At 61.4% G+C, this 1,049-nt stretch carries 1 protein-coding gene; it reads left to right on the top strand.

Going from position 1 to position 1,049, the window contains the following annotated elements; all coding sequences use genetic code 11:
* Nucleotides 1-99: 99 nt before the first annotated feature.
* On the top strand, nucleotides 100-1,032 hold the full coding sequence (locus XX99_RS21145) for an IS481 family transposase (RefSeq protein ID WP_050061418.1): 933 nt from the start codon (nucleotides 100-102) through the stop codon (nucleotides 1,030-1,032).
* Nucleotides 1,033-1,049: the final 17 nt, after the last annotated feature.

Raw genomic sequence — 1,049 nt, 5'->3', positions numbered from 1 at the left:
CGAGATGTGGGGCACCTGTGATGTTTCTAGAGGTTGTCCATTCGATTTGAACCGGAGAAGCTGGTTGTGACGAGCAACTAGGAGTCTTCGGAGGATCGAATGGACATTCATAAGAATGCCCGATTGACGCTTCTCAGTCGAGAAGCGCTGGCGTTGTATGTGTTGCAGCAGGGGTTCACGCGGAAGGCGGCTGCAGCCGCCTTCCGCGTGAGTGCCCGGACCGCCGGCAAGTGGGTTTTCCGCTACCAGTCGGACGGCATGGCGGGGCTGTTGGATCGCAGCTCGCGTCCCCGGAGCAGCCCGAGCCGTCTGGCCGGGGAGTTGACCGCGCAGGTGATCGAGCTGAGGCGCGGGCACATGCCCGGCTACCAGATCGCGCGCCGGACAGGACTGAGTCCCGCGTCGGTCAGCCGTATCCTGCGCCGGGCCAGGCTGAGCCGATGGCGCGATCTGAATCCGCCGCCGCCCGTGCTGCGCTACGAGCACCCCCGGCCCGGCGATCTGCTGCACCTGGACATCAAGGGCATGACGCGCTTCGGCGAGGTCTCGCTGCGCGGCGATGGCAGGCTGCGCGGCAAAAAACAGCATCCAGGCTTTTTGGCACTGCACGTGGCCGTGGATGACCACTCCCGACTGGCCTTTACCCAGATACTGCCTGATCAGAAGGCACACACCACCATCGGCTTCCTGCGCGATGCCCTCGCCTTCTTCGCCACACACGGCGTCACCGTCAGATCGCTGCTCACCGACAACGGCTCCAGTTACCGCTCTCAGATATTCCGCCAGGCCTGTGCCGCCATGCAGCTCACTCACCGACGCACCCGACCCTACACTCCAAGAACAAACGGCAAGGCGGAACGCTTCATACAGACCGCCCTCAGAGAATGGGCCTATGCAAAACACTGGCTCAACTCCGCTCAAAGAGACCTACACCTCAAACCATGGAACGACTTCTACAACCTAAAAAGACCCCATGGTAGCCTCAACTACAACTCGCCCATCAGCCGTATCGGTAATGAAACAACCTCTTGACCTTCTACAGGCACCCG

The organism is Silvibacterium bohemicum, from assembly GCF_001006305.1.
Classification (GTDB): Bacteria; Acidobacteriota; Terriglobia; order Terriglobales; family Acidobacteriaceae; genus Silvibacterium; species Silvibacterium bohemicum.
The sequence above is the reverse complement of the archived record's forward strand: the minus strand, read 5'-3'. Positions and strand labels throughout refer to the sequence as shown.

Bases quoted from the DNA above. Each gene is read 5' to 3' on its own strand.
- XX99_RS21145 (WP_050061418.1), top strand. From the start codon at position 100: ATGGACATTCATAAGAATGCCCGATTGACGCTTCTCAGTCGAGAAGCG.